This is a genomic window from Enterobacter cloacae complex sp. R_G8, assembly GCF_024599795.1.
Taxonomy (GTDB): Bacteria; Pseudomonadota; Gammaproteobacteria; order Enterobacterales; family Enterobacteriaceae; genus Enterobacter; species Enterobacter dissolvens.
Map to the genome: position 1 here is coordinate 4,250,844 of NZ_CP102246.1, position 23,788 is coordinate 4,274,631.

Here is a 23,788-nt window from a genome sequence, read left to right on the forward strand (position 1 = left end):
AGAGAGATTAGAAGCGGAAGGTCGCGGTGGCCACAACCTGACGTCCAGCTCCCCAGTAGCATGCGTATTCGCTATAGCAGCTGGAAACGTACTCACGGTCAAAGATATTGTTCACGTTGACGCCAACTGAAGATCCCGGCAGCCCAAAGCGCGCCAGATCGTATTTCACTGTCGCATCCGCCAGCGCGTAACCCGCGACGTTAAACGATTCGTAGGCTTTCGGAGACGTTGAGGAGTAGTAGGAAACGGTGTTGCCGATGTAGCGCGCACCCGCCCCCAGCGTCAGACCGCTCAGTGCCGTCTCGTGGAAGGTGTAATCCGCCCACAGAGAGGCCATGTTACGCGGCACTTCCGCCGGGCGACGACCTTCATACCAGGTATCGTGTGTGTATTTCGCATCGGTGAAGCTGTACGAAGCCGTCACGTTCACGTTGGCTGATACGGCCGCTTTCGCTTCCAGCTCAACACCACGGGAACGAATTTCGCCCCCTTGCACGCTGAAGCCGCTGGTCGGGTTAGCCGGATCGGCCGTCAGATTATTGTTTTTGGTCAGCTGATACACCGCGGCCGTCACCACCACAGGCAGATCTTTCGGTACGTATTTCACACCGGCTTCATATTGCTTGCCGCGCGCCGGATCGAACGGTTTTCCGCCCTGAGTGGTGCCCGAAATCGGTTCGAATGATTCGCTATAGCTGAAGTACGGCGTGATACCGTTGTCGAACAGGTAGTTAATCCCGCCGCGCCAGGTGAATGCCTGATCGTTAATTTCCGCGGTAGAACCGGTAGTACGGGTCAGCGCAGAGGTTTTCGCAAAGTCATAGCGGCCACCCATTGTGAGTACCCACTTATCCCACTCTGCTTGATCCTGCGCGTACAGGCCGGTTTGTTCCTGACGATTAAGCACTTTGTACAGGTAGTAAACGTCAACATTCGAATTGCCATACGCAGGCTTTGTCATGCTGATCGGATCGGCAGTACCGTAGTCTGCGTTGATATCATTACGCATACGAAGGTAATCGACCCCGGTTAACAGGGTATGATCCACGGCACCGGTCGCAAATTTTGACTGGAGCTGAGTATCAACGGTGAACGAGTTGAGATCTTCGTCTGAACGTACATACGCGCGGCTGATTTGCGCCGGAGCGATATAGCCGTTGCCGTAGACGGAACGATAAAGGGTGTTGATTTTGGTGTAGCGCAGGTTTTGACGCAGGGTAAAAGTGTCATCAAACGCATGCGAGAAGCTGTATCCCACCATTTTCTGGCGACGGGAGATCTTATTGTCTTCCTCGCCTTCGTTAAAATCGGTCGGCAGCTTGTGCGCTTTTCCGTTGGCATCATAGTAAGGCACAACGGTCCCTTCCCGCGGCAGCCAGCCGTAATAGCCCGCGTCCGGATCGCTCTGGAAGTTGCTCAGGAAAGTGAAATCGGTTTTGTCGTCAGGACGCCAGCTGAAAGCAGGTGCAATGGCATAGCGAGTGGATTTGACCATCTCCTGCTGCGCATTTTCACTACGACCCAGACCGGTCAGGCGGTATGACCACACGCCGTCATCATCAATCGCATCGCTGAAATCAAACCCGGTCTGCCACAGGTTATCGGTGCCCATCTTGAACTGAATTTCTTTCAGCGGCTCAGTGGTCGGTCGCTTGCTGACCATGCTCACAACACCGCCCGGATGGCTTTTGCCGTACAGTACAGACGTTGGGCCACGCAGCAGTTCCACGCGCTCAAGGAAGTACGGATCCATGGACGCTTCAGAATAGTTATCGCCCTGCAGCTTCATCCCATCGAGATACTGGTTGGTATTCACGGTACTGGAAGTGGTGAAACCACGAATCGACACCACATCATATGTCGTTGAGGCGCCGCGGGTGGCAAAAACGCTCGGCGTATAAGCCAGCGCTTGCTTGACCGTTCCCGGCTGCTTCATGTCAATTTCTTCACGCGTAACGACGGAAATCGACTGCGGCGTCTTTTCTATAGGTGTATCGGTCTTGGTCGCCGTCGCGGTGCGTTTCGCCGCAATCGTTGGTGCAGGCCCCCAGGCACTTTCCTGTGCAGCCGGAGCGGCAGTGACAGTGATGGTTTCTTCTTTTTTCGGGGTTTCGGCAGCATGGGTATAAGCAGACATGCCGGCAACCGCTGTGGCTACGACAACTGCGATTTTACGCAGCGACGTGTTAATTGGCTGAGCAGTATTGGAAAGCGCCATGGTGTATCTCTGATGGAAAAGTGAATGATAACGTAAACGAGAATTATTATTATGACCGCAGCATAATAGGCGAAACGTTGGCCGTATAGCAAGCAGTAAGCGGCCCTACGAGAATTAAGGGTTTAAGAAATAACCAGGAGAAAACGAAGGGTTAATCAGAATTAAAACGAGGGTTAATAAAATGGGGAAAACGGGTAAAAAAATCCCCCCTTTCGGGGGGATCTGGAACAGTTAGTTACCGCCGAACATATCTTTAATCCAGCCCGCGACACCGTCGCTGTCTTTCTTCTCGTTCTGCTGCTGCGGCTGTTGTTGCTGCTGCGGCTGCTGAGGCTGAGAAGACTGGTCGAACGGGTTGCCCGTCGGCTGCTCTGGCTGGCTCTGCTGGCACAGGGAATCCGGGTTGGTGGTCCAGACAGGCAAGGTACGCATACCGCCGCCACAGACAAAGTTTCCGGAACTGTCCACGCCCATATCCACGATATCTTCCGGTGCAACCAGATCCAGCGGCACCGGCGACTGATTCGCCAGATAACGCTGGTAAATCGACATCGCCCCGCTCGCACCATACAGTTTGGTTGGCTGGTTGTTATCGCGGCCCACCCAGGTGATCACCACTTCACGACCATCAATACCGGCAAACCAGGTATCGACGTTATTGTTGGTGGTCCCGGTTTTACCCGCCAGATGCAGGCCCGGATACTTCGCACCCAGTTGACGGCCGGTACCACGTTGCACAACCTGCTGCATCGTCCACAGCGTCATATAGGCTGCCTGCGCCGGAACGGCACGTTCCGCCTGTGGGAAGCTCTGGTACAGCACGGAGCCATCTTCGGCGATCACCGAACGCAGGGCTGACAGCGGCGCACGGTTACCGCCGCTGGCAATGGTCTGGAACGCCTGTGCCACTTCGATTGGCGTCAGGTTTAACGCCCCCAGGATCATGGCTGGTACAGGGTGCAGCTGATCTTTGGCGACGCCCAGTTTCTGCCAGGTGTCGACAATCGCCGGCAGACCCAGCGCCATCCCCAGGTTTACCGTCGGCACGTTCATGGAGCGGGTCAACGCATCCACCAGCATTACCTGGCCGCTGAACTGTTTATCATCGTTCTGCGGTGACCAGACCTGGCCGTTAGGCTGACGCAGGGAGATCGGCGCGTCGGCAATCCAGGTATTCAGGCGATACAGATTTGGCTGGCTCAGGGCAGTGAGATAGGTTGCGGGCTTCGCCAGTGAACCGATCGAACGGCGCGCCTGCATAGCACGGTTGTAGCCTGCAAACTGCGGCTCAGCCCCGCCCACCATCGCACGGACTTCACCCGTGTTACGGTCAACCACCACCATCGCGGTTTCCAGATCGCTCAGCTTACGCTGTTTCTTCAGCGCCGGAATGCCCTCAACGGCCGCTTTCTCTGCCGCATCCTGCGCCACGGAGTCAAAGGTGGTAAAGATCTTCACGCCGGAGAGATCTTTCACTTTATCACCGAGCTTGCTCTGCAGCTCCTGACGCACCAGCTGCATAAACGCAGGCTGAGGTGAGATCACACCGCCGCGCGGCTGCACGCCAAGCGGACGTGCGCTCAGCATGTCGTACAGCTCCTGGTCAATCACCTGCTGTTGTTGCAGCAGACGCAGCACCAGGTTACGACGTTCCAGCGCCAGTTTCGGGTTACGCCATGGGTTATAAATGGACGCCCCTTTCACCATGCCCACCAGCAGCGCCTGCTGATCAAGGCTCAGCTCCTCCACCGGGCGGCCAAAGTAGTACAGGCTCGCCAGCGGGAAGCCGCGGATTTCGTTATCACCGCTCTGACCGAGATAGACCTCGTTCATATACAGCTCAAGGATACGATCCTTGCTGTAACGCGCGTCCATCAGCACGGCCATGTACGCTTCGTTGGCTTTACGCCAGTAAGAGCGCTCGCTGGAGAGGAACAGGTTCTTCACCAGCTGTTGGGTAAGCGTACTCGCCCCCTGCACGGTACGTCCGGCAGTCAGGTTAGCCAACACCGCACGGCCAATGGAGTAGAGGCTGATACCATCGTGCTCATAGAAGTGACGGTCTTCGGTAGCCAGCAGGGTGTCCACCAGCAGGTCCGGGAAGCCGTTACGCGCCACGAACAGACGCTGCTCGCCGTTCGCTGATGAAAGCATAGTGATCAGTCGCGGATCGAGACGGAAGAAACCGAACTGGCGGTTGTTATCCATGTTCTCGATGGTTTCCAGACGATCGCCGTCAAAGGTCAGACGCGCACGCACCTGCCCCTCTTTGCTGTCCGGGAAATCGAACGGACGGCGGATCATCTCAATGGTTTTCGCCTGCACGGTAAATTCGCCAGGACGCGTCATTTTCGACACCTGACGATACTGGGTGGCTTCCAGCAGTTTCACCATCTCGTTCTTACTGATCGACATGTCCGGCTCAAGGTTCACCATGCGGCCATACACCGCCGCAGGCAACTGCCAGACTTTCCCGTCGATACGGCTGCGGATCTTCTGATCCAGATAAACGCCGTAGATCGCCATCAGCACAACAAAAACAATGAACAGCTTCAGCAGCAGCCAGAACCAACCGCGTTTGCCCCGAGGCTTACGCCCTTTGCCTTTTCCTTTACGCGGCATCGGTTCTTCATCCTCATACTCGTCTTCATAGTCATCGTCATAGTCCTCATCTCTGAGGCGACGACGGCTCACCTTTTCTTTCGCCGGACGCGTTGGTTTTCCCTTACGCCCAATTGGCTCGCGGTCATTCCCCGCCATGCTTTTTCTCCGCAACGTTCAGGCGCAAAGGCCCGATTCTCTTTTCTTCCACTGACCTGTGAAAGAAGAAATCTCTCAAAATTGCTTTTCTCCCTCTCCCTGTGGAAGAGGGTCGGGGTGAGGGCATCAGGCCGCACTCCCCTTTTACGAATATTTCTTCGTCCGCCGTGTCGGCGCCGTATTCGCCGGATCGTCCGGCCAGACATGTTTGGGATAACGCCCTTTCATCTCTTTTTGCACTTCACGGTAGCTCCCCGCCCAGAATGCGCCCAAATCGCGGGTGATCTGCAGCGGGCGATGCGCAGGTGACAACAGCTCAAGCACCATGGGCACGCTCCCCTCGGCGATGGACGGCGTGGTCGCCTCGCCAAACATCTCCTGCATCCGTACCGCCAGCGCCGGTGGATTATCCTCGTGATAACGAATGGCAATCCGGCTGCCGGTCGGCACAGTGTAATGCCCAGGCAGTTCACTATCCAGACGTTGACGTAATGACCAGTCGAGTAAATTCTGTAACGCCACCTTAACATCAAGCGCTTTCAGCGCCCGCAGCGAGTGTACACCGCTCATTTGCGGCAGTAGCCAGCTTTCCAGCGACGCAAGTAACGAGTCATCATCCACCGCCGGCCAGGCATACTCCGGCAACCAGCGTGCGGCACAGAGCAGACGAATACGGTACTGCTCGGCCTCCGGTGTCCAGTTCAGAACACCTAATCCTTTTTCCCGGATACCGTTCAGCATCGCCTGGTGCAACTCCTCTTCCGACGGCTTTGCCAGCGGCTTCGTCCCCAGGGTCAGTTTACCTATCTGACTACGACGAAATGCCTTCAGGGTGCCCTGCACATCATCCCACTCAACGATGTCGGACTGCTGAAGCAGTTGCGGACACGCCCGCGTGAGGGCATCAATATCCACAGCCACGGCCTGCAAAATACGGGCATCAGGAGAGTGGCTACCCTGCAGTAAGAGCGGCGCAATCAGCCATTCATGGCGCGTCAGGGCGTCATCGCTGTCCAGCATAGCACCCATGCCGTTTGCCAGTTGATAACGTCCATCCAGCCCGCGACGACGCGCGATCCTGTCGGCAAACGCCTGCGCCAGCAGGGGCGCAATGCTGTCAGCGTCCGGCGTACCACCACGGCTGTTAAGCCGTTTACAGAGTTGCTGCGCGCGCTGCTGCCAGTTCCCCTGATTGCGCGAAAAGGCCTGGGCCAGATCAGAATTTGCACCACGAGGCGGCTCCTCAAGGATAGCCGCCAGTTTTGCCGCCGTGGCAATTTCATCATCGCCCTGCGCGGCCACCAGCATCGCCGCCAGCCGGGGATCGTTACCCAGCGCGGCCATTTTCTGCCCGCGCGATGATAACCTGTCGCCGTCCAGCGCGCCTAACTGAGTCAGTAAGGCGCGCGCCGCCGCCAGGTTTACCGCCGGGGGCATATTGAGCCAGGTCAACTGTGCGGGCTCGGGGCACCCCCACTGCAACAGTTCCACGATCAGCCCCGAAAGATCGCTTTGTAAAATTTCCGGCGTGCTCTGCACAGCCGCGCGTTCGGCCTGTTCTGGGCTGATGAGATGCAAACAGATGCCAGGCTCAAGACGCCCGGCGCGGCCAGCACGCTGTACCATTGACGCCTGGCTGATGCGTTGCGTCAGCAGCTTTGTCAGCCCGGTGCGCGGGTCAAAACTGGCTACTCTCTCCTGGGCGCTGTCCACCACCAGGCGAATGCCTTCAATGGTCAAACTGGTTTCGGCAATATTGGTGGCCAGTACCACTTTACGCTGCCCCGTCGGCGCGGGAAGGATGGCCTTGCGCTGGTCACTCAACGACAGTGCGCCGTAGAGCGGGCAGAGCATTACGTCGCTGCCCACGCGGGCGGCAAGCTGCTCCTGCACCCGCTGGATTTCGCCAACGCCCGGCAAAAACAGCAGCAGCGAACCGGATTCCTGACGCAGCAAGTCGGCAGTGGCGATAGCCACCGCTTCATCGAAACGCTGATGGGCAGGAAGGGGCTGATAGCGGCGCTCAACCGGAAACGCACGCCCTTCGGAGGTGATGACCGGCGCCTCCGGTAACGTCTGCTGTAGCCGCTCGTTATCCAGCGTGGCCGACATGATGAGCAGTCGAAGATCGTCCCGTAACCCCTGCTGGACATCCAGCAACAGCGCCAGCGCCAGATCCGCCTGCAGGCTGCGCTCGTGGAATTCATCCAGAATCACCAGCCCGATGCCGGTCAGTTCCGGATCGTTTTGCAGCATACGGGTGAGGATCCCTTCAGTCACCACTTCAAGCCGTGTAGACGGGCCAACGCAGGTTTCGGCGCGCATACGGTAGCCCACCGTTTCGCCCGGTTTTTCATTCAGCAGTTCCGCCAGGCGCTGTGCCACGTTGCGTGCGGCCAGTCTGCGCGGCTCCAGCAGGATAATCTTCCCGCTGATAATTCCTGCGTTGAGGATGTGCAGCGGTAACCAGGTGGACTTACCGGCACCCGTAGGGGCGTTAAGTAAAACCTGCGGGGCATCCTGCAAGGCAGCGAGCAGTTCAGGAAGGACGACGGCGACCGGCAATGAGGACACTAACAGCTCCAGAGGGTTAACATTAGTCGGCGTACATTGTAGCATCGGCGCATATCATTACCGAGTCCCCTGTATGTCTGAGTCGAAACGGCTGTTTTTCGCCATTGAGTTGCCCACGCCGATCCAACGACAAATTGTTCGCTGGCGCGCCGAACACTTCCCGCCCGAAGCGGGCCGCCCGGTTGCCGCCGCAAACCTCCACCTGACGCTGGCTTTTCTGGGCGACGTCAGTGGAGAGAAACAGCGCGCCCTGGCGGCGATGGCCGGTCGGATTTCCCAGCCGGGGTTCACGCTGACCCTTGATGATGCGAGGCAATGGCTCCGCTCCCGCGTCGTCTGGCTGGGGACGCGCCAGCCGCCGCGCGGATTATTACAGCTTGCAAATATGCTGCGCGCCCAGGCGGCGCGTAGCGGCTGTTACCAGAGCCCGCAGCCGTTTCATCCCCATATTACGCTGCTGCGCGATGCCGGTCAGGCCGTTGCCATACCGCCACCGGGTTTTCACTGGGCCTTTCCGGTGACCTCATTCGCGCTGTACGAATCTGTTTTTTCACAAGGACGCACCCGCTATACGCCGCTCCAGCGCTGGACGCTGGGCGATACCCTAAGGAATTCTGATGAAGTTTAGTCCTGCACTGCAACGCGCCACGCTTATCCAACGCTACAAGCGTTTTCTCGCCGATGTCATTACCCCTGAAGGGGAACAGTTAACGCTGCACTGCCCCAATACCGGGGCAATGACAGGATGTGCGACACCGGGTGACACGGTCTGGTATTCCACGTCAGAAAATACTAAACGCAAATATCCCTATACCTGGGAAATGACGCAAACCCAGCAAGGGGCATTTATTTGCGTTAACACCCTGCGTGCGAATCAATTAGTTAAGGAAGCCCTGACCAACGGAACCCTTCCCGAACTGGTGGGTTACGGCACGCATAAATCAGAAGTGAAATATGGCGATGAAGGCAGCAGAATTGACTTTATGTTACAGGCGGAAGACCGCCCCGAGTGCTATATTGAAGTCAAATCAGTCACGTTAGCGGAACAGGAAAACGGCTTCTTCCCGGATGCGGTCACGCTACGGGGACAGAAGCATCTGCGGGAGCTGATGAGTGTTGCGGCGGCGGGCAAACGCGCCGTATTGCTGTTTGCGGTTTTGCACTCAGCCATTGAACGATTTTCTCCAGCCCGCCATATTGATCTCAAATACGCGCAATTGTTGAATGAGGCACAAAAGCAGGGGGTAGAGGTTTTGGCTTATAAAGCGGAACTTTCTGCCGATAATATGACTCTGAGATCCTCTCTTCCCATTGTCTTATAAGGGATTAGATGATTGATGATTAAGTGTTCTGGCCGCGTGCGCAAATACGCTTTTCCTCACAGGCTTGTCAAGTGTTACGTTTAGATAATTGCCATACGGAAAAGCATCTGCTATTTATAGCGACCTGATTTTTCCCCCAACACGGGGATCGATAGTGCGTGTTAAGGAGAAGCAACATGCAAGAAGGGCAAAACCGTAAAACATCGTCCCTGAGTATTCTCGCCATCGCTGGGGTGGAGCCGTATCAAGAGAAGCCGGGCGAAGAGTATATGAATGAAGCCCAGCTGTCGCACTTCAAGCGTATTCTTGAAGCATGGCGTAATCAACTCAGGGATGAAGTCGATCGCACCGTTAGTCATATGCAGGATGAAGCGGCTAACTTCCCGGATCCGGTAGATCGTGCCGCTCAGGAAGAAGAGTTCAGCCTGGAACTGCGTAACCGTGACCGCGAGCGCAAACTGATCAAAAAGATCGAAAAAACGCTGAAGAAGGTCGAGGACGAAGATTTTGGCTACTGCGAATCCTGTGGTGTTGAAATCGGCATTCGTCGCCTTGAAGCGCGTCCAACCGCCGATCTGTGCATCGACTGTAAAACGCTGGCAGAAATCCGCGAAAAACAGATGGCGGGTTAATCCCGGTCCTGTTTACCCACTCCAAAGGCGGGAGTCTCTCCCGCCTTATTACTGTTGATATGTCTGAATCTCACTATATCGGGCGCTTCGCGCCATCCCCCTCCGGTGAATTACATTTCGGCTCGTTAATTGCCGCTCTCGGCAGCTACCTGCAGGCGCGCGCAAGCCTGGGCAAATGGCTCGTTCGCATTGAAGATATTGATCCTCCGCGTGAAGTTCCCGGTGCAGCAGACACCATTCTGCGTCAGCTGGAACATTACGGTCTTCACTGGGACGGCGACGTTCTCTGGCAGTCAACACGTCACGACGCCTACCGGGAACGTCTGGCCTGGCTCGCGGAGCAGGGGCTGTCCTATAACTGCACCTGCACCCGCGCGCGCATCCAGAGCGTGGGGGGCGTCTATGACGGCCATTGCCGCACGCTCAATCACGGCCCGGAACACGCCGCCGTACGTCTGTTGCAGCGCGCTCCCGTGCTCCACTTTAACGACCTGCTCTCCGGTGACATTCAGGCGGATGAGCGCCTGGCGCGGGAAGATTTTATTATTCACCGCCGTGACGGACTGTTTGCCTATAACCTGGCGGTGGTGGTGGATGATCACTTTCAGGGCGTCACCGAAATTGTGCGCGGGGCCGATCTAGTTGAGCCTACGGTGCGGCAAATAGCGTTGTATCACCAGTTTGGCTGGACCGCGCCGGATTACATTCATCTGCCGCTGGCCGTCAACGAACGGGGCAGTAAGCTGTCAAAGCAAAACCACGCCCCTGCCCTGCCAGACGGCGATCCGCGCCCCGTTTTGATCGACGCGTTGCGATTTCTCAACCAGAATGTAACCCATGAATGGCAGGATCTGCACATTGACGAACTGCTGAAAATGGCCATTGCCAACTGGACGCTCAGGGCAGTGCCAAAAATCCAGCATTCTCAAATGCGTTGCGCTGAGCTATGATTAGCCGCTTTTTTCATAACAAAACACACTACGAGGTGTACCATTTTTACCCGAGTCGCTAATTTTTGCCGTAAAGTGCTAAGCCGCGAAGAGAGCATGGCGAATGACGCTATTGCGCAACCCCACATGTCGGTTATTCCGCGTGAGCAGCACAATATTTCCCGCAAAGATATCAGTGAAAATGCCCTCAAGGTGCTCTATCGTCTGAATAAAGCGGGCTACGAGGCCTATCTCGTTGGCGGTGGAGTACGTGATTTACTGCTGGGCAAAAAACCCAAAGATTTCGACGTGACGACCAGCGCCACGCCCGAGCAGGTGCGTAAATTATTCCGCAATTGCCGTCTCGTTGGCCGCCGTTTCCGTCTGGCTCACGTCATGTTCGGGCCAGAAATTATTGAGGTGGCGACGTTCCGTGGACACCACGAAGCGGGGGCATCCGATCGCACGACCTCCCAGCGCGGCCAGAACGGTATGCTGCTGCGCGACAACATCTTCGGTTCTATCGAAGAAGATGCTCAGCGTCGCGATTTCACCATCAACAGCCTTTACTACAGTGTGGCGGATTTCACCGTGCGTGATTACGTCGGCGGCATGCAGGATCTGAAAGAAGGTCTGATTCGCCTGATCGGTACGCCGGAAACCCGCTATCGCGAAGATCCTGTGCGTATGCTGCGCGCCGTGCGTTTCGCCGCCAAGCTGGATATGCGCATCAGCCCGGAGACGGCAGAGCCGATCCCGCGTCTGGCGACACTTATCAACGACGTGCCACCTGCCCGTCTGTTTGAAGAAGCGCTAAAACTGCTGCAAGCCGGTCACGGATTTGAAACCTACAACCTGCTGCGCGAATATAACCTTTTCCAGCCGTTATTCCCGACCATTACCCGCTACTTCACCGAAAATGGTGACAGCCCAATGGAACGCATGATTGCACAGGTGTTGAAGAATACCGACACCCGTATCCGCAACGATATGCGCGTGAACCCGGCGTTCCTGTTTGCGGCAATGTTCTGGTATCCGCTGCTGGAAACCGCTCAACGCATTACCCAGGAAAGCGGTCTCGCCTATTACGATGCTTTCGCGCTGGCGGCAAACGACGTGCTGGACGAAGGCTGTCGTACGCTGGCCATCCCGAAACGGATCACCACGCTGGTGCGCGATATCTGGCAGCTTCAGCTGCGTATGTCCCGTCGTCAGGGCAAACGCGCCTGGAAGCTGATGGAGCATCCTAAGTTCCGCGCGGCCTTTGATCTGCTCTCTCTGCGTGCTGAAATTGAACGCAATCAGGAGCTGCAGCGTCTGGCGCAGTGGTGGGCCGAGTTCCAGGTCTCCGCACCGCCGGAGCAAAAAGATATGCTTACCGGCCTTGATGAAGAGCCGGCACCGCGTCGTCGTCACCGTCGTCCGCGCAAGCGCGCACCGCGTCGCGAAGGCACCGCATGACCCTCGCGTATATCGCTATCGGCAGCAATCTGGCCTCTCCGCTGGAGCAGGTTAATGCTGCCGTTCAGGCGCTGGGTGAGATCCCCCAGAGCCGGATCGTCGCTGTCTCCTCTTTTTACCGCACACCACCGCTGGGACCTCAGGATCAGCCTGACTACCTGAACGCCGCCGTGGTGCTGGATACCGCGCTGGATGCCGAAACATTGCTGGATAACACCCAGCGAATCGAGTTGCAGCAGGGCCGCGTGCGCAAAGCCGAACGCTGGGGACCCCGAACCCTGGACCTCGACATTATGCTGTTTGGCAACGAGGTGATTAACACCCCACGCCTGATTGTGCCGCATTACGACATGAAAAATCGTGGGTTTATGCTCTGGCCGCTGTTTGAAGTTGCCCCCGATCTCACCTTCCCGGACGGCATTCCGCTCAGGGACATTCTGGACAACCTCCACGCGGAAAAACCCGCTCGCTGGTAAGCCTGCAACCCTGCCCATTAGCCATAAAATAATTGTGGCTAATCGACTACCTAAAATCATTGTTCCCTCGAATGTTACTGTTAGAATGCGCAAAGATTCGCTTTTGGGCTATCAGGAAACAGTATGAAACCAACCACCATCTCCTTACTGCAGAAATGCAAACAGGAAAAGAGACGCTTCGCCACCATCACCGCATATGACTACAGCTTCGCCAGACTGTTTGCCGAAGAGGGTATCAACGTCATGCTGGTCGGGGATTCGTTAGGGATGACGGTACAAGGGCATGACTCCACCCTGCCGGTCACGGTCGAGGATATTGCCTACCACACCCGTGCCGTGCGCCGTGGCGCCCCCGCTTGCCTGCTGCTTTCCGATCTGCCGTTTATGGCCTACGCCACGCCAGAGCAAGCTTTCGACAATGCGGCGGCCGTGATGCGTGCCGGTGCCAACATGGTCAAAATCGAAGGCGGCGCCTGGCTTGTGGAAACGGTAAAAATGCTCACCGAGCGCGCCGTGCCGGTGTGCGGTCATTTAGGCCTGACGCCACAGTCCGTCAATATCTTTGGCGGTTACAAGGTGCAAGGCCGTGGTGATGCCGCGCAGACGCTGTTTGATGATGCCCTCGCGCTGGAAGCGGCTGGCGCACAGTTGCTGGTACTGGAATGTGTCCCGGTGGAACTGGCAAAACGCATCACCGACGCGCTGTCGATTCCGGTGATTGGGATTGGCGCGGGCAACGTCACCGACGGTCAGATTCTGGTAATGCATGACGCCTTTGGTATTACCGGCGGTCATATCCCGAAATTCGCCAAAAATTTCCTTACTGAAGCGGGCGACATGCGCGCCGCGGTCAGGCAGTATATTGCCGACGTCGAATCCGGTGTTTACCCGGGTGAAGAACACAGTTTCCATTAAGGAGTCTCGTTGTGCTAATCATTGAAACCCTGCCGCTGCTTCGCCAGCATATCCGTCGTGCGCGACAGGAAGGTAAACGTATTGCACTGGTCCCGACCATGGGTAACCTGCATGACGGCCATATGAAACTGGTCGACGAAGCGAAAGCCCGCGCAGATATCGTGGTGGTCAGTATCTTCGTTAATCCAATGCAGTTCGATCGCGCAGACGACCTGGCGCGCTATCCTCGTACGCTGCAGGAAGATTGCGAAAAACTGAAAAAACGCCATGCGGACTTCGTCTTCGCACCGGCACCTGCGGATGTGTACCCTCAGGGTACGGGAGAGGCAACGTACGTTGACGTCCCGGGTATTTCCACCATGCTCGAAGGGGCAAGCCGTCCAGGCCATTTCCGCGGCGTATCGACCATCGTCAGCAAGCTGTTCAATCTGGTGCAGCCTGACGTCGCCTGTTTCGGTGAGAAAGATTTCCAGCAGCTGGCGCTGATCCGCAAGATGGTGGCCGATATGGGCTATGATATCGAGATCGTGGGCGTGCCGATTGTGCGGGCTAAAGATGGTCTGGCGCTCAGCTCCCGTAACGGTTATCTGACCGCTGAGCAGCGTAAGATTGCCCCAGGATTAAGCAAAGTCATGAACACCATGGCAGAGCAACTGTTAGCCAAAGAGTTGTCCGCAGAGGAGATTGTCGCCCTCGCTGAGCAAGCGCTGAACGATAAAGGCTTCCGTGCTGACGACATTCAAATCCGTGATGCCGACACCCTGCTTGAGCTGACCGACGCCAGCAAACGCGCGGTTATTCTGGTGGCAGCATGGCTCGGTCAGGCGCGACTCATCGACAATAAAGTGGTCGAGCTGGCGTAGTATTCTTACCCTCCCCTCTTACGAGAGGGGTTAACGCATGATGATTAAAGGTACACGTAATGATTCGCAAAATGCTGCAAGGTAAGCTTCACCGTGTGAAAGTCACGCAGGCCGACCTGCACTATGAAGGCTCCTGCGCGATCGATCAGGATTTTCTCGACGCGGCGGGTATTCTTGAAAACGAAGCCATTGATATCTGGAACGTGAACAACGGTAAACGTTTCTCCACCTACGCTATCGCTGCCGAGCGCGGATCTAAAATTATCTCCGTTAACGGTGCCGCCGCGCACTGTGCCGACGTGGGTGATATTGTGATCATCGCGAGCTTCGTCATGATGTCCGACGAAGAGGCGCGCCGCTGGCAGCCTAAAGTGGCCTACTTTGAAGGTGACAACGAGATGAAACGCACCGCGAAGGCGATCCCGGTGCAGGTTGCCTGAATCCGGTGAGGAGCGGATTTCTCAGGATCCGCTCCTTAAGTGACGATAAGTACTTCATACTTTTATCGCTAATAACATCACTCCTCATTTATTTATCCTGTTTCCCTCCCCCATCGCGCCTGTTTTTTTTAAAAAATACATTTCCCTAAATAATATAATAATGGAAATGATCCTTACCATTTATAATTTATATCGTACCAGAATGCGTTCGACGCGCTAAAAAAACTCCTCCCTGCATTCTTTTATAGAATTTTCAAGATCATTTTCAGTAACTTATCCGGACCCTCACTTTTTCTAACGATGATATTAAGCAATTTTAAATACCCAACGCATTCAGAGATCCCTATCATCTTTTTTGCTTGAATTACATCAGTGAAATGTTTTTTAAATGGAATTTTAATCATGTTAAAAAAAACGCTATTAGCTTCAGTTGTAACTTTATTCGTAACAGGTTCTTTTTCAGCAACTGCAGACACAGATCTGGGTTTAATCACCTTTGATGGTGCAGTAACTGATACAACATGTAATATTTCCACTTCTAATGGTGAAGCACAAAACAATATCACCATCACCTTACCGGTTGTTAAAAAATCTGAGGTTGAATCCACCACCGTCGATACCGGCGTCGGCTCTAAGAATTTTGAACTGCTGCTCACCAACTGCCCTGAAACATTAAAGAGTGCGTCTGCAAACTTCATGTCTAAAAATATGGGTGCCATTGCAAACGGTACCATTGAACCTGACGCCGGCGTAGCAGGCGCAGCAACGAACGTTGCACTTGCCCTGTATAACAATGCCCCAACAACCTCTTCTCGTATTATGGTCGGCCAGCCAGACAATAATACGCAGAAAGCCGACCTGAATGCAGGTTCCGCTAAACTGTTCTACCGCGTTGCTTATGTCCCTGGCGCCAACTGGGTGAAAGACACGAATCCTGTGCAGTCAGGTAAAGTCAGCGCCAACGCTTACTTCACCATGAGCTACGAATAATTTATCCCTGCCGCTAATGTGCCCCGCTGGGCACATTTTTCGTATTTTTTCGAGAATATACATGTACGTACTGAATATTAAGAGCGGATTAAAAGCCCTGCTGCTGGCCTCGGTGAGCGTTTTTGCTCTTAACGCCAGTGCAGATATTGTCATTTCTGCCACCCGTATCATTTATCCTGAATCGGCAAAGGACGTAACGGTATCGATGGATAACCGTGGCACCCGGCCTTTACTGGTACAAACCTGGCTCGACGACGGAAGAGATAGCACCAATCCTCAGGAGCTCAAACTTCCCTTTATTGTTACCCCCCCGGTTTCGCGTGTTGAACCGCAAAAAGGGCAAACCGTCAGAATCACCTGGCTTGGTCAGACATTGCCAAAAGATAAAGAGTCCCTGTTCTGGTTTAACGTTCTGGAAGTTCCGCCAAAAGCAAAGGAGAGCGACAACCAAAGCATGCTTCAGCTTGCTTTCCGTACCCGCATAAAACTCTTTTTCCGTCCTACAGGGTTGAAAGGGGAACCGACAGAGGCAGCCAAAAATCTTAAATGGTCTCAAACCCGACAAGGGCAAAAAGTCGTTTTAAGTGCGAAAAATGACTCGCCGTATTATGTTTCGCTGGCGAGTGCATCGCTTATTTCAGGCGGTAAACGTTACGAGATCGAAACGCATTATATTGAGCCGTTCTCAAGCCAGACAATGAATGTGAAAAACGCCCCCCTGACAGGCAATAGCAAAATAACCTGGCAAGCCATCAATGATTACGGTGGAATTGATAAATATGAGTTTATACAGAATTGACCCTGTATTCATTTCATATCATTCGCAAGAACTATAATTGGCTTTGCTCTTGGACAGAGTTCATCATGCACTTTAGACGTTCGCTACTATGTTTATCGATAAGTGCGGTATTGCCGTTATGTGCATTTGCTGCTGAAAATAATAAAGAAGAAGACGTGCAGTTTAACGAGCAGTTTCTTTATAACACCGGTGCATCAATTGATGTCAGTCGCTTTTCAAAGGGCAACCCTGTAATTGCCGGAACATATAAGGTGAAGGTGATTATTAACGGGAAACCTTCCGTTACCACGGACCTTCTCTTTAAGGAGAATGGTACTCCACGCGCCACGCCCTGTATCACCCCTAAACTGCTCACTCAGGCAAATGTCACCATCGAGCAACTTAAACAAGCAGAGGGAGATTCTGAGGACACCTGTGTCTCTGTGTCGAACGCCTATCCCGGGTCACGCGTGGCTTACGATCCTTCCACTCAGGAGTTAGACCTTTCCATTCCGCAGGCTTTCGTTATTCAGCGTCCCTCAGGGTTTGTCGATCCTTCGCTTTGGGAAGACGGTATCCCGGTAGCCATGCTCTCCTGGGATCTCAATGGCTGGCACGCCGACACGCCTGACTCCAGCACTGATACGGCCTATGCAGGCTTACGCTATGGGGCAAATCTGGGGCCATGGCGACTCCGCGCACGCGGCAACCTGAACTGGGATCAGGATTCCGGTACCCATTACGCCAGCCAGGACATTTATCTTCAGCGTGATATCACGCCCCTTAAAGCGCAGTTTATCGCCGGAGATTCCTATACCCGTGGTGACGCCTTCGATTCCATTAGCCTGCGCGGGGCGCGTTTATATAACGATGACCGTATGCTTCCTAACGGCATATCAACCTATGCGCCGGTGATCCGGGGAGTCGCAAACAGTAATGCCAAAGTCACGATCGCCCAAAGTGGCAATACGATTTACGAAACGTCCGTACCGCCAGGGCCATTTGAAATCTCGGATCTCAGTACAACAGGTTACGGAAGCGATCTTATCGTCACGGTAGAAGAGACGGATGGGAGCAAACGTTCCTTCTCAGTCGCCTATTCTTCCGTCGCGCAAATGCTTCGCCCTGGCTACTCGCGATGGGATATCGGCGTAGGTGAACTGCGTGACGACAGCCTGCACGACAAACCAATGGTGGGATATGCCACGGGGTATTATGGCTTAACCAATACCTTCACGGGCTATGCAGGGCTGGAATACACCGATAGCGATTTCTACGCCGCATTGCTGGGTATTGCGATGAATACCCGTGTGGGTGCATTCGCCTTTGATGCCACGCATTCTGACGCCCGGATTGACGGCTTACGACATCTCACCGGCGAAAGTTATCGCATCTCCTACAGCAAACTCATGGAAGCCACGAATACCTCTTTCAACGTCGCCGCTTACCGGTTTTCAACGTCTGACTACCTCAGCCTGAATGATGCAGCCTCGTTGACCAATGAGATCAAATACCGTGACAGGGAACGTAACCCTGAACGTAATAACCGCGACGTGTATCAGACCTTCCAGCGCATGAAAAACCAGATCCAGGTAAATATCAGCCAGCCGTTGAAAATGGCTGACCTTGATTTGGGATCGCTGTATGTCAACTCAACCTGGCAGGACTACTGGAATGAAAGTAGTTCGTCCGCGCAATACTCCGTTGGCCACAGTCATTCGCTAAGCTGGGGAAGTTATAGCCTCTCCGTGCAGCGCACCTACAATGAGTTCGGGGAAAAAGATGACAGTGTCTATCTGAACCTCACTATTCCATTCGACACGCTGATGGGTAACGGCAAGCGTGCGGGCGGATTCTCCTCACTCACGACGGGCATCGGCAGCGATTTACAAGGTGGCGGGAGTTTTAACGCCAGCGCCAATGGCAGCACTGAAGATAATCGCTTCAGTTACAGCATTACCGAAAGCACCACGCGTAATGACGATACGTTAAACCAGCTCAGCAGCTACGGCAGTTACAACGGCCCGCATGGACCGATGAGCCTTTCCGTCTCAGCCTCAGATGACGATTCGCGGCAATATTCTGCCAGCTACAGCGGCGGGTTGGTTCTGCACTCGGGTGGCGTAACACTTGCACCCGGCAGCATCAGCGAAAGCGATACGCTTGCGTTGATTAAAGCAGAGGGAGCAGACGGTGCCCGCGTCTCTACCGGTAATGGCGAAATCGGCGCCTCAGGCTATGCCGTTATGCCCTATCTGTCCGCCTACCGTGAAAACAGCGTAGGTCTTGATATCAGCGAGATGCGCTCTGACGTGGAAGTGAAAAATACCCGCTCCACCACCGTTCCCCGCAGCGGTGCCGTTGTGCTGGTTAACTTTGAAACCGATCAGGGGCGTTCCGTGTTAATGGAACTGACGCGTGACGACGGTGGATTTATTCCATTAGGCGCCGATGTGCAAACCGACCAGGGCGTATCCGTGGGTAGCGTGGGTCAGGCCGGGCAAGCCTGGATCCGCGGAATTGAAGATAAAGGAACGTTAAACATCGTCTGGGGAAGTGAGCCGGGCTCATCCTGTAGCGCCACCTACCAGATCCCACCGGATGCGAAAAAGATTGGACCGACAACGCTGCTGACGGGCCAGACCTGCCACGTTACAGCCTTATAAAGGGAGTTAAAACATGCTTTTTAAAGCCTGGAAAAAAACAGGATTCTTTATTTTAAGTACAGGGCTGATGGCCCTGTCACTGGAATCATACGCGGACACACTCGATATTACTTTTACCGCTAATATCCGCGACACCACCTGCGATATGAAAATTGAAGGCGGCAGCGGTGATGGCAGCAGCAACGTTATCCCCATTGGCACTAACGGCAAGGTGCGCCTGGATTACATCATCCTGAAAAATGCCAAAGCGACGACCAACTTTAAACTCAAAATGGTCTCCTGCCCGTCAAGTCTGACATCGCTGAAAACAACCATTAGCGGTAGTGCCAGCCCTGTAACTACGGCCATTAAGAACTCACTCTCCGGCGAAGGCAGCGCGGAGCATATTGGTGTGGCGATTTCCCGCACCGCCACCCCGGATGCCCCGTTTGTCATCAATTCATTCACCGATACGCAGCGCCTCATCTGGTCGAGCGGAGAAATAAGTGCTGGCGAGGTTTCACTCCTGGCGACGCTGGTGGAAACCGCAAGCGGGCAAGGCACGACCGGCAACTTTAGCGGTATCGCTACGTTTAATTTCACCTATGAATAACTGGCAGCAATACGGAGCGTTGAGATGAAAAAGAAAATGACATTACTGGTGCTTGCGATGACTGCCACCCTGCCTTCCGTTGCGTTAAGCACCATTACAGGCACCACAAGCGTTGAGGCCACGTTTACGTCCACCATAGAGGCCGGCACCTGCAATGCGGAGATACAAGATGCCGGCGGAGCACCTATAAGCATTTTACCGTTTGGCGACGTGTTTAAGTCCGACCTTGTGAGCAAGAACCGAAGAGGGGCATTCAAAATCGCGTTCACCAATTGTGCCGGGGTCAAAAATGCCGCCATTCAGGCCACGCCGGGGGCAGGCGGGTCGTGTACCGGTAATGCTAAAAATGGAACCTCGTATGCCGCCGGGCATAACGTCGGTTTTGAAATCTGGAAAGGCACTGTCGACTCAGGCTCCCTGTTGAACTGCGCCACAGCCCCGACCTCTCTCGTCAACCTCTCTAACGGGACGGGGAAGTTTGAAATGGATGCGCGCATCGTCATTGCGCAAGATAAAACGATTTCTGACGTGACCACGGGGTCGGTCAGCGCACCAGTGACGTTTATCGTGACCTATCAATAATGTTAATTCAGACAGGTAGCTTAAACAGGATGTTCCACTCCCGCTTCTTTATTAAAAATAGGGTGTCCTGGCTCACCCTCTGCCTGGGTTTTCCCGCTGCGGGGATTACCTCAAGCCTGGAAATGGATATGACGGCAAACATTATCAACAATACGTGCCAGGTGAGTATTCCTGATAACGGAAACGTAACGCTGCCAACGGTGGGAAGGGCGTGGTTTTATACTGCGGATGGCGCCGATCGCCTTAAGCCAGCGGACCCCGCAGGAGGAACACGCTTCATGATTCAGGTGTTGGACTGTAGCGGGGATGAATCCGGAGCCGGGCAAGCGCTGCACTTTACCTTTAAACCACAGTCTGCCCAAATTGATGGCATTTCCAAACAAATATTCAGTAATGAGACGTCCGCCATCGCAGGCGGCGCAGAGAATGTGGGGATTGTCATTTTTTCAGAATCCAGTAATCAAAACGTCCTCGACAGCGAGGGGCAGTCTGATGTGGCAGTCAAAATAGCCACGCCTTCAGACCCGCAAAGCTATTTGAAAGCGTATAACTTTTACGCCCGCTACCAAAATTACGGCCCGGTCAGCGCAGGAAAAGTGACCGCGCGCGCATTGGTCAGCGTGACATATCGCTAACAGGCAACGCTAAAAGGAAGAACTATGGCACAGCGTCCTGGGATAACTGTTTCCCCACGTTTTTACGGTTTTATTATTTTATTTATGTGCTTAACCATGAGTGCCTTTTACGCCAGTGCAGCCGAGGAGTGCCAGATTGGGAGTGCTAAGCCACGTGCGGTTGGCGATTTTACGGGTGGAAAACCGACGTTAAGAGCGGTGGATGCCGTCACCGCTCCCACAAAAATCAGTACCCTCTATCCCTTAAGCCTAACCCCCCGGTTGATGAGCGTATGCTCAGGTGGACAACATGGAGAAAACATCTTTACCGCAACACGGGCTACCCTGCAGGTGGGCAGCATCGACGGTAAAGCCTTATTCAAAACCAATGTGACCGGCATTGCTTATGCCCTGGCGTTTCGAACAATAGGTACGGGAGTCACGGCCTATTTTGCCCCCAGCACAAACTGGTTTCTGACGTTACATTTGGAGGATCAGGATGAATTATTGCAATACCGAACCTGGGAGGCCGCGGTCGAGTTTTATCAGCTTCCCAGCTTTGCCGGGGTTCCCGCGGAGGTGGTCTCCGTTGGCCCTGCCGGAGGGACTATCGGAGACTTTGGTATTGGCGATCCCTATGCACCTAATGATGACCATCCAGGCACAACCATCAGCATTGCCGACATGGCATTCACAACACCAATAATAAAACCAACCTGCACCCTTACGGCCCCCAAAACCGTGGATCTGGGGGATTATGGTGTATCCGACCTGGAGAACGATAACACCTTAAACGTATATGCGGCGGTGTCCGGGAATTGCACCAACACACGTAAAATCACCATGAAGTTGACCACCAGTAAGACCACCGGCACTGATGGCACATTACTCGCCAATACCGCATCCTCGAATGCAGCAAAAGGCGTAGGAGTGTTTCTGATGTGGCCGGACAACAGCCAGGTGGTGCCTAATTCCACTAACAGCTATACCACGCGGGAGAACACCACCATTGCATTATTCAGCCGGTTACTTACGGCCCGGTTAGTTAAGTCTGGTACAGAAAAAGTCACCTCTGGCACGTTCAGCGCCATCGGCACCCTGCAGTTCACCTATGAGTAATTTATCCCTGCGGCTGGTTACTGATCAGCCGCGACATCGTCTCCAGCGAATCCGTTCTTAAGATATACAGGCGTTTCAGTAAGAACGGATTATCCCCCGGCTTAACCTTCCCTTTCACCGTCGTGACGGCCAGATGAAAACCGGCGTCATTCGCGGCTTTTATCGCTTTGTTGTCGTAGCCACCAAAGGGATAAGAGAGATACAGTACGCGCGGGTTAAACTGCGCCAGCCCCCGCCGCGAGCGTTCAAAATCAAACAAAATCACGTGGTAGCTGCGGCTCAGTAAAATCGGATGTTTATTACCATCGACGCGGTGCAGGAAGTGCGTGTGGGACTGAATATCGAACACGTCCTGGATGCCCTTCAGCTCCTGAACGCTCATAAACTGCAGCGATTTTGGATCCCACTTCTGGGGATGGCGCTTAATGCGCGATGAGATGATAAATGCCGTGGCGTTAAACCCGTACTCTTTCAGAATCGGGTAAGCGTAGCGGCTCACGGATTTCAGCCCGTCATCAAAGGTGATCACCACCGATTTAGCAGGCAGGTTCATTTTGTTACGCACGTACCCTTCCAGTTGATACATCGTCAGGGTGGTATACCCCTGGTCGCGCAGCCAGGCCATCTGGTTATTGAACGCACGCACGCTGGTGGTGGTAGACGTATGTCGAAAACGCGTGTTCTCTTCATCACGCAAAATATGATGGTAGGTCAGAACCGGGAGGCCGTTATCTTCCTGCGCATCCAGGCTGCTGATCCACGCCAGACGGTTACCGATGCGAATCTGGTACCAGGTCTGGTTTAAGCGGTCCTTGAGTTTGCTTAAAACCGGGTAACGCAGATTGGCGCTCAACGTTCCGAATGGCGCACTGCCGCTGGACGGCGCGTTGTACACCGGTGTGTCTTTCCAGGTGATCAGGTTTTGATTACTGAGCGGCTTATTAAGATCGCCAAGGCTGTCCTCAACGCGCTGCTTTCCCTGCACCTGCTCCAGATGGCCTTTATCAATAAAGCCTGTCCCAAATCCGAAGCGAAACTCGTAGTAATCCGCAGCGGTAGGCACAACGGCGAGGATCTGTCCGGCGCTGACATGGCCGACGTTCACGACTTCATTACCCACCTGCGCCCAGATAGCCGCATCCTCGGTGGTTTGCATGTACTGGGCTGGAAGACCTTGCTGACTTAATAAACTGGCTGATGCCCCACCAGAGAGAACCAGCAGGAACAGGAACAAAATACGCGTGAACATGTCTGTGATATCGGTACGAATAAACTGATGCCATTGTAACAAATGCACCATCAATACCAATGTTTAATTCTTATACAGGTCGTGAAGCAGGACAAAGGGAGGATTTTTCTGCTGTTGATGCCACAAGCTGCTGACGCCCAGCTCACCTTGTGCCACGATGGCATGGCGAAACTCTGCGCTGCTTAATAATTCACGCTGTGGATACATTAACTCCAGTAAGGGAAGGTTAATGCCGGAGATCACTTCACAGCAGTCGTGTTTGTGGCTCAGTAAGGAGGCGGCGCGATACGGCGCTGCACCCGATTTATCGGTGAGAAAGATAACACCTTCGCCGGTGTCGGTTTCATGCAGAGCATCGCACATCATCCGGCTCAACATGTTGGTGCTCAGCCCTTGCCAGTAATTCACCGCGCGACACTGCGCCAGTGGACCAAACCTGGCTTCAAGCTTTATCAACATCTCCTGCGCCTGTTCATCGTGGCAGGTAATGACCCATCCCAGCATAACGTTCTCTCCTTAGCAGGCGAGTAGTTTAGCGGAGTGAAGATTAGCTTACGGTGATAACAGTCAAAGAAAAGTGCCCGGCAACCAGAAAGCCACCGGGCGGA

At 54.2% G+C, this 23,788-nt stretch carries 21 protein-coding genes; 16 read left to right on the top strand and 5 right to left on the bottom strand.

The window, feature by feature from the left end; translation table 11 throughout:
- Positions 1 to 7: 7 nt before the first annotated feature.
- The 3 genes from fhuA to hrpB all read right to left on the bottom strand — a co-directional run bounded on the left by fhuA (position 8) and on the right by hrpB (position 7,552).
- A complete protein-coding gene (gene fhuA, locus NQ842_RS20115; protein WP_257256245.1) occupies positions 8 to 2,218 on the bottom strand; it encodes a ferrichrome porin FhuA in 2,211 nt (736 codons plus the stop codon).
- A gap of 231 nt (positions 2,219 to 2,449) precedes the next feature.
- Positions 2,450 to 4,978, bottom strand: coding sequence for a bifunctional glycosyl transferase/transpeptidase (mrcB, locus tag NQ842_RS20120; protein WP_014830697.1), 2,529 nt, complete (start codon positions 4,976 to 4,978; stop codon positions 2,450 to 2,452).
- A gap of 144 nt (positions 4,979 to 5,122) precedes the next feature.
- Positions 5,123 to 7,552: an ATP-dependent helicase HrpB gene (gene hrpB / locus NQ842_RS20125; protein ID WP_257256246.1), complete on the bottom strand. Its 2,430-nt coding sequence runs from the start codon at positions 7,550 to 7,552 to the stop codon at positions 5,123 to 5,125.
- Positions 7,553 to 7,625: 73 nt separating this feature from the next.
- Here hrpB and thpR point away from each other — a divergent pair, with 73 nt between their 5' ends.
- The 16 genes from thpR (at position 7,626) to NQ842_RS20205 (ending at position 21,931) form a co-directional block, all read left to right on the top strand.
- Positions 7,626 to 8,180, top strand: a complete 555-nt coding sequence (gene thpR / locus NQ842_RS20130) for an RNA 2',3'-cyclic phosphodiesterase (RefSeq protein WP_047360391.1) — start codon at positions 7,626 to 7,628, stop codon at positions 8,178 to 8,180.
- Entirely contained in the window at positions 8,170 to 8,874 is a 705-nt protein-coding gene (gene sfsA, locus NQ842_RS20135) for a DNA/RNA nuclease SfsA (RefSeq protein ID WP_014830694.1), read from the top strand. Before thpR ends, sfsA begins: the two co-directional genes overlap by 11 nt.
- A gap of 176 nt (positions 8,875 to 9,050) precedes the next feature.
- Entirely contained in the window at positions 9,051 to 9,506 is a 456-nt protein-coding gene (dksA, locus tag NQ842_RS20140; protein ID WP_013095632.1) for an RNA polymerase-binding protein DksA, read from the top strand.
- A gap of 59 nt (positions 9,507 to 9,565) precedes the next feature.
- Positions 9,566 to 10,456 carry a tRNA glutamyl-Q(34) synthetase GluQRS gene (gene gluQRS, locus NQ842_RS20145; RefSeq protein WP_047360392.1) on the top strand — a complete coding sequence of 297 codons (891 nt, stop codon included), beginning with the start codon at positions 9,566 to 9,568 and terminating at the stop codon, positions 10,454 to 10,456.
- 42 nt (positions 10,457 to 10,498) lie between these two features.
- Positions 10,499 to 11,896: a polynucleotide adenylyltransferase PcnB gene (pcnB, locus tag NQ842_RS20150; RefSeq protein WP_072094893.1), complete on the top strand. Its 1,398-nt coding sequence runs from the start codon at positions 10,499 to 10,501 to the stop codon at positions 11,894 to 11,896.
- Positions 11,893 to 12,372 (top strand): 2-amino-4-hydroxy-6-hydroxymethyldihydropteridine diphosphokinase, encoded by a 480-nt coding sequence (gene folK / locus NQ842_RS20155; RefSeq protein ID WP_014830691.1) that lies wholly within the window; start codon positions 11,893 to 11,895, stop codon positions 12,370 to 12,372. Before pcnB ends, folK begins: the two co-directional genes overlap by 4 nt.
- A 123-nt stretch (positions 12,373 to 12,495) precedes the next feature.
- Entirely contained in the window at positions 12,496 to 13,287 is a 792-nt protein-coding gene (gene panB / locus NQ842_RS20160) for a 3-methyl-2-oxobutanoate hydroxymethyltransferase (protein WP_014830690.1), read from the top strand.
- 11 nt (positions 13,288 to 13,298) lie between these two features.
- Positions 13,299 to 14,150 carry a pantoate--beta-alanine ligase gene (gene panC, locus NQ842_RS20165; RefSeq protein ID WP_014830689.1) on the top strand — a complete coding sequence of 284 codons (852 nt, stop codon included), beginning with the start codon at positions 13,299 to 13,301 and terminating at the stop codon, positions 14,148 to 14,150.
- 59 nt (positions 14,151 to 14,209) lie between these two features.
- Positions 14,210 to 14,590, top strand: a complete 381-nt coding sequence (panD, locus tag NQ842_RS20170) for an aspartate 1-decarboxylase (protein ID WP_003856284.1) — start codon at positions 14,210 to 14,212, stop codon at positions 14,588 to 14,590.
- Positions 14,591 to 14,992: 402 nt separating this feature from the next.
- Positions 14,993 to 15,580 (top strand): fimbrial protein, encoded by a 588-nt coding sequence (locus NQ842_RS20175; RefSeq protein WP_014830688.1) that lies wholly within the window; start codon positions 14,993 to 14,995, stop codon positions 15,578 to 15,580.
- 61 nt (positions 15,581 to 15,641) lie between these two features.
- A complete protein-coding gene (locus NQ842_RS20180) occupies positions 15,642 to 16,379 on the top strand; it encodes a fimbrial chaperone (protein ID WP_257256247.1) in 738 nt (245 codons plus the stop codon).
- Positions 16,380 to 16,444: 65 nt separating this feature from the next.
- Entirely contained in the window at positions 16,445 to 19,024 is a 2,580-nt protein-coding gene (locus tag NQ842_RS20185; protein WP_257256248.1) for an outer membrane usher protein, read from the top strand.
- A 13-nt stretch (positions 19,025 to 19,037) separates the two neighbouring features.
- A complete protein-coding gene (locus NQ842_RS20190; protein ID WP_014830685.1) occupies positions 19,038 to 19,616 on the top strand; it encodes a fimbrial protein in 579 nt (192 codons plus the stop codon).
- 24 nt (positions 19,617 to 19,640) lie between these two features.
- Positions 19,641 to 20,198, top strand: coding sequence for a fimbrial protein (locus NQ842_RS20195; protein ID WP_014830684.1), 558 nt, complete (start codon positions 19,641 to 19,643; stop codon positions 20,196 to 20,198).
- 29 nt (positions 20,199 to 20,227) lie between these two features.
- The gene (locus tag NQ842_RS20200; RefSeq protein WP_257256249.1) at positions 20,228 to 20,833 is read left to right on the top strand and encodes a fimbrial-like protein; all 606 of its coding nucleotides are present in this window, start codon (positions 20,228 to 20,230) and stop codon (positions 20,831 to 20,833) included.
- 24 nt (positions 20,834 to 20,857) lie between these two features.
- Positions 20,858 to 21,931: a fimbrial protein StkG gene (locus NQ842_RS20205; RefSeq protein WP_153907988.1), complete on the top strand. Its 1,074-nt coding sequence runs from the start codon at positions 20,858 to 20,860 to the stop codon at positions 21,929 to 21,931.
- 1 nt (position 21,932) lies between these two features.
- On the opposite strand, the gene NQ842_RS20210 is transcribed toward NQ842_RS20205, so the two are convergent.
- The gene (locus tag NQ842_RS20210) at positions 21,933 to 23,180 is read right to left on the bottom strand and encodes a polysaccharide deacetylase family protein (protein WP_046889398.1); all 1,248 of its coding nucleotides are present in this window, start codon (positions 23,178 to 23,180) and stop codon (positions 21,933 to 21,935) included.
- Positions 23,181 to 23,243: 63 nt separating this feature from the next.
- Positions 23,244 to 23,684: a PTS sugar transporter subunit IIA gene (locus NQ842_RS20215; protein WP_083021511.1), complete on the bottom strand. Its 441-nt coding sequence runs from the start codon at positions 23,682 to 23,684 to the stop codon at positions 23,244 to 23,246.
- Positions 23,685 to 23,788 lie beyond the last annotated feature (104 nt).

Coding starts and splice junctions, on each gene's coding strand:
- NQ842_RS20205 (WP_153907988.1), top strand. CDS start 20,858: ATGGCACAGCGTCCTGGGATAACTGTTTCCCCACGTTTTTACGGTTTT.
- fhuA (WP_257256245.1), bottom strand. CDS start 2,218: ATGGCGCTTTCCAATACTGCTCAGCCAATTAACACGTCGCTGCGTAAA.
- folK (WP_014830691.1), top strand. CDS start 11,893: ATGACCCTCGCGTATATCGCTATCGGCAGCAATCTGGCCTCTCCGCTG.
- mrcB (WP_014830697.1), bottom strand. CDS start 4,978: ATGGCGGGGAATGACCGCGAGCCAATTGGGCGTAAGGGAAAACCAACG.
- panD (WP_003856284.1), top strand. CDS start 14,210: ATGATTCGCAAAATGCTGCAAGGTAAGCTTCACCGTGTGAAAGTCACG.
- NQ842_RS20210 (WP_046889398.1), bottom strand. CDS start 23,180: ATGTTCACGCGTATTTTGTTCCTGTTCCTGCTGGTTCTCTCTGGTGGG.
- NQ842_RS20180 (WP_257256247.1), top strand. CDS start 15,642: ATGTACGTACTGAATATTAAGAGCGGATTAAAAGCCCTGCTGCTGGCC.
- sfsA (WP_014830694.1), top strand. CDS start 8,170: ATGAAGTTTAGTCCTGCACTGCAACGCGCCACGCTTATCCAACGCTAC.
- panB (WP_014830690.1), top strand. CDS start 12,496: ATGAAACCAACCACCATCTCCTTACTGCAGAAATGCAAACAGGAAAAG.
- NQ842_RS20175 (WP_014830688.1), top strand. CDS start 14,993: ATGTTAAAAAAAACGCTATTAGCTTCAGTTGTAACTTTATTCGTAACA.
- dksA (WP_013095632.1), top strand. CDS start 9,051: ATGCAAGAAGGGCAAAACCGTAAAACATCGTCCCTGAGTATTCTCGCC.
- gluQRS (WP_047360392.1), top strand. CDS start 9,566: ATGTCTGAATCTCACTATATCGGGCGCTTCGCGCCATCCCCCTCCGGT.
- thpR (WP_047360391.1), top strand. CDS start 7,626: ATGTCTGAGTCGAAACGGCTGTTTTTCGCCATTGAGTTGCCCACGCCG.
- NQ842_RS20185 (WP_257256248.1), top strand. CDS start 16,445: ATGCACTTTAGACGTTCGCTACTATGTTTATCGATAAGTGCGGTATTG.
- NQ842_RS20195 (WP_014830684.1), top strand. CDS start 19,641: ATGAAAAAGAAAATGACATTACTGGTGCTTGCGATGACTGCCACCCTG.
- NQ842_RS20190 (WP_014830685.1), top strand. CDS start 19,038: ATGCTTTTTAAAGCCTGGAAAAAAACAGGATTCTTTATTTTAAGTACA.
- NQ842_RS20200 (WP_257256249.1), top strand. CDS start 20,228: ATGTTCCACTCCCGCTTCTTTATTAAAAATAGGGTGTCCTGGCTCACC.
- NQ842_RS20215 (WP_083021511.1), bottom strand. CDS start 23,684: ATGCTGGGATGGGTCATTACCTGCCACGATGAACAGGCGCAGGAGATG.